This window comes from Nocardia sp. PLKS1-43, from assembly GCF_059510335.1.
Genome location: NZ_JCAJZQ010000013.1, coordinates 226297 through 235105 on the forward strand (window position 1 = coordinate 226297; position 8809 = coordinate 235105).

Annotated in this window: 3 protein-coding genes; all 3 read left to right on the plus strand. The window is 68.9% G+C overall.

Translation table 11 applies throughout. The features are described 5' to 3' along the window. Nucleotides 1-3: 3 nt before the first annotated feature. Nucleotides 4-6402 carry an SDR family NAD(P)-dependent oxidoreductase gene (locus AC5WS7_RS33555; RefSeq protein ID WP_495958646.1) on the plus strand — a complete coding sequence of 2133 codons (6399 nt, stop codon included), beginning with the start codon at nt 4-6 and terminating at the stop codon, nt 6400-6402. Continuing rightward, the gene (locus AC5WS7_RS33560; protein WP_495958635.1) at nt 6399-7190 is read left to right on the plus strand and encodes a thioesterase II family protein; all 792 of its coding nucleotides are present in this window, start codon (nt 6399-6401) and stop codon (nt 7188-7190) included. The genes AC5WS7_RS33555 and AC5WS7_RS33560 overlap by 4 nt, the downstream gene beginning before the upstream one ends. A gap of 29 nt (nt 7191-7219) precedes the next feature. After that, nucleotides 7220-8809: beta-ketoacyl synthase N-terminal-like domain-containing protein (locus tag AC5WS7_RS33565; protein WP_495958636.1), on the plus strand; the 1590-nt coding region annotated here is incomplete at its 3' end.

Here is an 8809-nt window from a genome sequence, read left to right on the forward strand (position 1 = left end):
GCCATGGTTGCCATCGCCATAATCGGAATCGGGTGCAGGTATCCCGGGGGTATCGTCGACTCGTCGAGTTTCTGGGATTTCCTGGTGCGCAAGGGAGATGCGGTCACCGAGATCCCGGACTCGCGATGGGATGTCGACCGTTACTACGACCCTGATCCGGAAGCTCCGGGCCGGATGTACACCCGGCACGCATCATTCGTCGACGAACATTTCGCGCGTTTCGACTCGGACTTCTTCGGAATCTCCCGGCGCGAGGCCGCGACCCTCGATCCGCAGCAGCGGCGCTTGCTGCAGGTGTCCTGGGAGGCGCTCGACGACGCGGGCGTCGCCGGACATGTCACCGGTTCCACGGTGGGCACGTTCATCGGCGGCTTCACCAACGACAACGCGGTGGGCAAGGCCGGCTCGCACGCGCTGGACCGGATCGACAACTTCGCCGCCACCAGCTCGTCACAGACGTTGCTGTCCAACCGGATCGCGTACACCTTCGACCTGCACGGGCCCAGCCTGACCGTGGACACCGCGTGCTCCTCCTCGCTCGTGGCCACCCATCTCGGCGTGCGCGCGATCGTCGACGGGGAGTGCGATATCGCGCTCGTCGGCGGCTCCAACGTGATCTTCCAGCCCGAGACGTTCATCACGATGTGCAAGGGCCGGTTCCTGTCCGTGGACGGCCGCTGCAAGTCGTTCGACGCCTCCGCCGACGGCTACGGCCGCGGTGAGGGTGTCGGTGTCGTCGTGCTCAAGAACCTGGAACATGCTGTGCGCGACCGGGATCGGATCTACGCGGTGATCCGCGGCAGCGGCGTGAACCAGGACGGTCGCACGCTGGCGCTGCCGGTCCCCAATCCGGATTCGCAGTTCGCGCTGGCCCGCAGGGTCGTCGAACAAGCCGGAATCGACCCCGCCCGAGTCGGTTACGTCGAGGCGCACGGCACCGGCACCGGCGTGGGCGATCCGCTCGAGGCCTCCGCGCTCGGCCGCGCCTACGGGATGGCCGAGGGCCGCACCCGTCCGCTGCGGATGGGCTCGGTGAAGAACAACTTCGGCCACACCGAGGCGGCGGCCGGGGTGGCCGGCCTGATCAAGGCGGCGCTCACCGTGCGAGAGGGACGCGTCGCGCCGCAGGCGTATCTGGAGAATCCGAACCCCGAGATCGCCTTCGACGATCTGGGCCTGACCGTGCCGCTCGAGGTCGAGGATCTCGACGGAATCCACGCCGGTGTCAACAGTTTCGGGTACGGCGGCACCAACGCGCACGTCCTGGTCGAGCGTGCTCCCGAACCGGTGCACGGCGACGAGGGCCGCGATACGGTCCGGGTGTTCCCGGTCTCGGCCCGCAGCGAGGAGTCGCTGCGACGGCTCGCGCGCGGGTACGGCGATCTGCTCAGGTCGCCGTCCGGTGCCGCCGAGCCGGTGTCCCCGACCGTAGATGCGGCCAGTGGCGGTGGCGCGATTGATGTTTCGCGGGTCAAGGCCGCGGTGGTGCAGCGTCGCGCCCATCACCACCTGCGCCGGGGCTTCGTCTTCTCCGATACCGAAGACCTTGTGGCGCAGCTGGATTCGTTCGCCGCCGGGGAGGGCAAGATCGGCGACCGGGTCCTGGTGGAAGGCCTGCGCACCCCGGTGTTCGTATTCAGCGGCATGGGGCCGCAGTGGTGGGCGATGGGCCGGGCCCTGCTGAGTCGGCCGGGCCGGTTCCGCGATACCGCCCAGCAGATCGATACCGAGTTCCGCAAGATCGCGGGCTGGTCGATCCTGGACGAGGTGCTCGCCGGCGAGGACGACTCCCGCATCGCGCGCACCGATATCGCGCAGCCCGGTAATTTCCTGATTCAGGTCGCGCTCGTGGAACACCTGGCGCAGTGGGGAATTCACCCCGCCGCGATCGTCGGACACAGCGTCGGCGAAGTATCCGCGGCGTACGTCAGCGGGGCGCTGTCGCTGACCGACGCGCTCACCGTCGCCTATCACCGCTCCCGGCTGCAGGCGCGGACCGCGGGCAGCGGCGGCATGCTCGCGGTGGGACTTGGCCCGGACGAGGCGCGTGCGCGCTTCGAGCGATTCGGTGACGCGGTGTCCATCGCCGCGGTCAACGGCGCCACCGCGGTGACGCTCGCGGGCCTCGAGGGGCCGCTCGAGGAGTTGCGCGAGGAGCTGACCGGCGAAGGCATGTTCGCGCGGCGGCTGCGGGTGGAGGTGCCGTATCACAGCCATCTGATGGATCCGATCCTCGACGAACTGCGGCAGTCGCTGGCGGGGCTGACGCCGCGCGAGCCCTCCGTACCGGTCTACTCGACGGTGACCGGAAGCCTGTTCGACGCAAAGGAATTCGCCGATCCGGACTACTGGTGCCGCAACGTTCGCGAGACCGTCCGATTCGCCGATGCGATCGACGCGCTGATCGAGGAGCGGTTCCGGGTCTTCCTCGAGGTCGGACCGCATCCGGTGCTGGTCGGCAACATCCGTGAGGCGTTCGTGCGGCACAGTGTGAGCGGGGCCGGCATCGGCACCCTGCACCGCGACGAGGACGCCGAGTCCGCGGCGCTGACCGCGCTCGCGGAGCTGTACCGGGTCGGCGCCGTCGACGTCCCGGGCGATGCCGAGATCTACCGGAACACGAAGATCGCGCACCTGGACCTGCCGCCGTATCCGTGGCTGGATCTCGAGGTGTGGGAGGAGAACATCCGCACCCTCCGGGCGCGGCACGGCGACCCGAACCGGTACGCGCTGCTCGGCGACCGCACCGATTCGCTCGAATCGGAGTGGGAACTCACCCTGGCCCCGGCCAACCTGCCGTGGCTGCGCGACCACAACGTGGGCGGTGCGGTGGTGCTGCCGGGTGCGGGATATATCGACGCGGCCCTGGCCGCGGCGCGGCAGCGCAGCAGCCGCGACCAGTGCGGTGTGGACGCCCTCGCGTTCATCGCGCCGCTGATCGTCTCCGAGCACGACGTGCCGGTGATGCGCGTCGCCGTCGAGAACGCCGCCAAACGCTTGTCGATCAAGTCGCGCTCGGGCCACGGGGACCTGTGGACCCAGCACGCCTGGGGCCGGCTCGTCGAGATGGAGTCCGGCGCGCACCGGCTCGACGTACCGGCCGAGGAATCCGGTGACATCGCCTTCGACCACGACGAGATCTACGCGGCGATGGACGCGCTCGGCCTCGCCTACGGGCCCGCGTTCCGGCGCATCCGGCGGGCCCGGGTGCAGGGCACGACCTGCGTCGCCGAGCTGGACACCAGGGGGCTCGTGGAAGGCGGCCTCGTGCCGGACGCGCCGCATGTGGTGCATCCGGCGCTGACCGACGCGGCGTTCCAGTGCGCCGCGGTACTGCTCGCCGCGAGCAGCACCGCGCAGAGCACCCGGGCCGTCGCGCACGTTCCCGCCGCCGTGGACCGGGTGCGGCTGTTCGGGCCGATACCGGACGAGCTGCTCGCGGTCGTGTCCGTGGTGTCGACCGAGCCGTTGCGGGTGGACGCGTTCCTGACCGATCGCGACGGCGAAGTGGCCCTGGCGCTCTACGGCGCGGAATTCGCGCCGATCGGTGTGGCGCCCGATCCGCTGGATGATCTCGAGCGCCTGTTCTACGAACGGCGCTGGGAGGACCTCGATCCGCTCGCCCCGAACGATCAGGGCCGGGCGATCAACGTCGCGGTCACGATCGGCTCGCCCGACGACACCGTTCTCTCGGGCGTGACGCGGGGACCGATCGAACCGCTCCGGCTGGCCTGGGACGCGGATCCCGACGACGCGGAAGCGGTGGGCGCGGCCACCGAACGGCTCACCGAGACCTTGGCCCGCGACGGCTATCTGCGGATCGGCCTGGCCGCCGGGCCCGGCTACGACGCCGCCGAACTCGCCTACCGCGTCGTGGCGTTCGCGCGGGTGGTCTCCGCCGCCTCCGCCGGCCGGCTCGACAGCGACCCGGGCGACTTCGACGTGCGCGTGGTCATCGTGACCAGGAACGGCATGGTCGGGCCGGGCGATACCGAACTCGATCCGGCGCACGCCGCCCTGGTCGGATTGCGCCGCACCCTCGCCAACGAGCAGAACCCGATCGGCTGGGCGTCGATCGACACCGACGGCTCGGTGAATGTGGATTCCCTTGTCGCGGAACTGATTCGGGGAACGACCGCCGAATCGGACGAGATCCGGCTGCGCGGGGAGAACCGATCGGCCGAACGGATGCAGCGTTCGGCCGCGGAATTCGTCGAGAAGTGGGACGTGCCGGCCGCATTGGCGAGCACCGAGGAGCCCTACGAGGTGGTGCTGCCGCGCACGCGGCTGCTGAAGGACCTCACCCTGCGCGCCTGCGACCGGGTGCCGCCCGGCCCGCGCGAGGTCGAGATCCGGGTCGAGACGATCGGCCTGAACTACAAGGACCCGCTCAAGGTGCTCGGCATCCTCACCGAAAGGCAGTTGTCCGGAACCTATTTCGGCACCGTCCCGGGGATGGAGGGCTACGGGGTCGTCACCCGGGTCGGGTCCGAGGTCACCGATATCGAGCCCGGCGACGCGATGGCGGTGGCGACCCGCGGCCTGCTGCGCCGGTACACCCTCGTCGACGTCGATGGCGGCGGCGCGTGGGTGCGGGCTCCGCGGGCGATCGTCGGCGAACATCAGGAACTGGATCCGCTGGCCATCGGCTCGGGACTGCCGTACATCACCGCGTACTACTCACTGCGCACGCTCGCGGATCTCGGACCCGGCGACAGCGTGTTGATCCACGGTGCGGCCGGCGGTATGGGCATGGCGGCCGTGCAGGTCGCGGCGAGCCTCGGGGCCACGGTGTTCGCGACGGCCGGTTCCCCGGAACGTCGTGCGGCGGTGCGGGATATCGGCGCGACGCATGTATTGGATTCGCGCTCATCGAGTTTCGTCGACGAGGTGCTGCGCCTCACCGACGGCCGCGGCGTGGACGTCGTCTACAACTCGATGCCCGGCGAGGTGATCAGTCAGGACTTCGCGGTCGCCGCGGAATTCGGGCGGATCATCGAAATCGGCAAGGCGGACGTGTATTTCGGCGGCACCGTCGACCTGCGGCCGTTCAACCGGAATCTGAGCTTCTACTCCATCGACATGGACCGGCTGCTCGCGCAGCGGCCCGAGCGTTTCCGGCAGCTCATGCAGGAGTGCGTCGTCGCGCTGGCCAAGGGCGAGGTCAAACCGCTTCCCTACGTGCGGTTTCCGATCACCGAGCTGTCCACCGCCTTCGAGACGGTGCTGCGCGCGTCGCAGGTGGGACGTGTCGTGGTCGACCTGCGTACCGACGTCCCCGAAGTGCTGCCGCAGCGTCCCCCGGCAATGCCGGTCCGGCCGGACGCGACCTACCTGATCACCGGTGGTTTCGGCGCGTTCGGTCTGGCGACCGCGCGGGCGCTGGTGCAGCGGGGTGCGACCCGGCTCGTGCTCGTCGGCCGGCGCGGGGTGACCTCCGATGACATCCGCCGACAGTTGGACGTGCTGGCCGCGCGGGGTGTCGATGTGGTGTGCGAATCCGCCGACGTCAGCGATCCGGCCTCGGTGGGGCGTGTCCTGGACGCGATCGCCGATCCCGAACGGCCGCTGCGGGGCGTATTCCACACCGCCGGGGTGGTCGCCGACGAACCGGTGGCCGACATCAGCGCCGCAACCCTCGGCTCGGTGTTCGCACCCAAACTCGGCGGGGCGCTGGCGCTCGATGCCGCGACCCGCGAGCGGGGGCTCGACCTGGACGCGTTCGTGCTCTACTCCTCGATCAGCGCGATCACCGGGACCATTCCGCAGTCGTCCTACGTGGCGGCCAACGCCACGCTCGACGCGTTCGCCGCGGCTCGGCGCGCCGAGGGCCTGGCCGCCGTGTCGGTGAACTGGGGCGCGATGGCCGGTGGCGGCATGGCGGAGTCATCGCTCGCGGTCACCAAATATCTCGAGATGCTCGGCTTCAATCCCCTCGATCTGGATCGCGGTGCGGGTCTGCTGTTCGATGCCGCCAGGTTCGGGCAGTCGAATTTCATGCTCGCCGACGTGGATTGGGCGACGTGGCGCAGCGGGCACCGGGTGGCCGCCGCCAGCGGCCGGTTCGAGGAGGTCGTCGATGAGGTACCGGAGTCGCAGCAAGCCGCCGCGGCCCGTCAGATGCTGCTCAATCTGCCGCCGGAGGAGCGGGCGCCCGCGGTCATCAAGGTGATCGTCGAACAGCTGTCCGAGGTGCTCGGCGTCGAGCCGGAGAGCATCGACACCCGCGGGCCGATCGCGGATCTGGGCATCGATTCGGTGATGGGCGTCGAGTTCGGCGCCCGGGTGCAGAAGCAGCTCGACGTACAGATGAGCGTCTTCCAGTTCACCGGGGACCTGACCATCGAATCGATCGCGGCCCGCGTGGTCAAACTTCTCGAGCAGGAACAGGAGAAATCGTGAGTACGAGCGCGAAGCGTTCGGGCCCGACGGCGCTGGAGAAGTGGTGGTTCCCGACAGCGGATTATCGCGGGCGACGGCCGTCGGTGTGGCTGTTCGGCGGTGCGGGCGTCGAACAGGCGTGGACGGCGAATCCGCTCATACCGCTCATCGGGGACTACGACTTCGCGGTGTGGCGGATGCCGGGCCGCAGCGTGCGCAAGGACGAGCCGGATCCGACCAGCCTGCGCGCGGTCGGCCGGGAGGTCGCCGAATCGATCGCCGAGATCGGGGCGGTCCGGCCGGTGTTGTCCGGGTTGAGTTTCGGCGGTCTGCTCGCCTTCGTCGCCACCCAGGAGTTGGAGAAGCTCGGCGTGCAGGTCGGCCGGTTCATCCCGATCGTCAGCGCGTGTCCCAACGAATGGCGGATGGGAGCGGTCTACGCGTGGCTGAACGGCGGTCCGGTGCGGTACACCAAACGCCGGCTCGCCGCGGCGGACGCGGCCGGAAAGCTGCCGCCCGAACTCAGCGGCGCCAACCGGGAGGTGATGCAGCGGCCCTACGTCGCGGACCTCACCGCGGGTTTCCGGGAATGGTCGCATTCGGTGATCCAGACCTCGATCACCGATATCTCGGCGTCGGACGAACAGCGTCTGCACATTTCCAGCCTCACCCGGTGGCGGCCGTATACCCGCGGCGAATTCGATTCGATCACCTCCACGGGCGGTCATTTCTTCTACCGCGAGCACCCGGAGGTGGTGTCGCGCGTCTTCGATCGGGAGTCGGAGATCGCCTACAGCGGCGGTTTCTGAGAGTCGAGTGATCGGGGTGTGGTCTGGTCGTGGCAGATGTAGCGATCGTGGGAGCCGCGTGCCGGTTCCCCGGTGCCGAAACTCTGGATGAGTACTGGAATCTGCTGAACAACGCGGTCGAGGTCGCTACGACGACGGATCAGCTCCGGCCGTCGGGGGATTCTCGATCGTCGGCGCGCGGGTTATCGGGGCGATTTCTCCGGAATGTCGAGGAATTCGACGCCGATTTCTTCGGTATTCCGCCGCGGGAAGCCGCGGCCATGGATCCACGGCAGCGAGTGGCTCTGGAACTTTCCTGGAACCTCGTCGAAAGTTCCGGTGTCGATCCGGAAACTCTCGCCGGTGAGCGGGTCGGCGTATTCATCGGTGCGATGGGTGACGACTATGCCGATGTGACGCGGCACCGCGGGTCCGCGGTATTCGACCGTTACTCGCATACCGGTACCAGTCGCGGGATGCTCGCCAATCGCATTTCGTATTTCCTGCGGCTGCGCGGGCCCAGCCTGACGGTGGATTGTGGTCAGTCCTCGTCACTGACGGCCGTGCACCTGGCGTGCCGGAGCCTCGCGTCGGGGGAATCCGCACTGGCCGTCGCCGGTGGTGTGCAGCTCAATCTCGATGCCGCGGCCGAGGAGATCGAGGCGCGATTCGGCGGTCTTTCCGAACAGGGGAGATGCTTCACGTTCGATTCCCGGGCGGACGGGTACGTCCGGGGCGAAGGCGCCGGGCTGGTATTGCTGAAACGCCTGCCGGACGCCGTCGCGGACGGCGATGAGATCCTGGCCGTCATTCGCGGTAGCGCCGCCGGACACGGTGGACAGGGCCGCGGCGGCATCGCGGTCCCGAGTGTCGACGGACAGGTCGATGTCTTGCGGCGAGCGTACGAGGACGCGCGGATCGATCCGCGTTCGGTGCATTACGTCGAATTGCACGGGACCGGAACCAGAGTCGGCGATCCGGTGGAGGCGGCGGCGCTGGGTGCGGTATTCGGTCCGCGATCAACGGATGACCCGTTGCTGGTCGGCTCGGTCAAAACCAATATCGGCCATCTGCTCGGCGCGGCCGGAATCGCCGGCCTCGTGAAAACCGTTCTGGCCGTGCGCAACCGGAAGATTCCGGCGAGTCTGAACTACCGTGAACCGCCGTCCGGGATGGACCTGGATTCGCACGGCATTCGCGTTTGCGATGTCTCGAGCGTCTGGGCCGAGGACGTTCCACGGATCGCCGGTGTGAGTTCCTTCGGTATGGGCGGGGCGAACTGTCATGTCGTGGTCTCCTCCGTCGACGAATGCGGGATGGCGGATTCGGTTCCCGCGACGGCCGAAGGTGTTTCGGCAGATGTGAGGCCGATGGGGCCGTCGGTGCTGCCGTGGGTGTTGTCGGGCAAGTCCGCGGCGGCGTTGGCCGGGCAGGCGGCGCGGTTGTTGGAGTATGTGCGGGAGCGTCCGGGGCTGCGCGCTTCGGATGTGGGGTTCTCGCTGGCGGGGCGGTCGGTGTTCGAGCATCGGGCGGTCGTTGTCGGTGGTGGTCGTGACGAGTTGATCCGTGGGCTGGCCGGATTCGTCGACGGTGAGCCGGTGCGGAACGTGGTGTACGGGCGCGCCGGCGTCGGGGGCGGA

Excerpts from the sequence above, each read along its gene's own strand:
- AC5WS7_RS33555 (WP_495958646.1), top strand. The coding sequence starts at position 4 with ATGGTTGCCATCGCCATAATCGGAATCGGGTGCAGGTATCCCGGGGGT.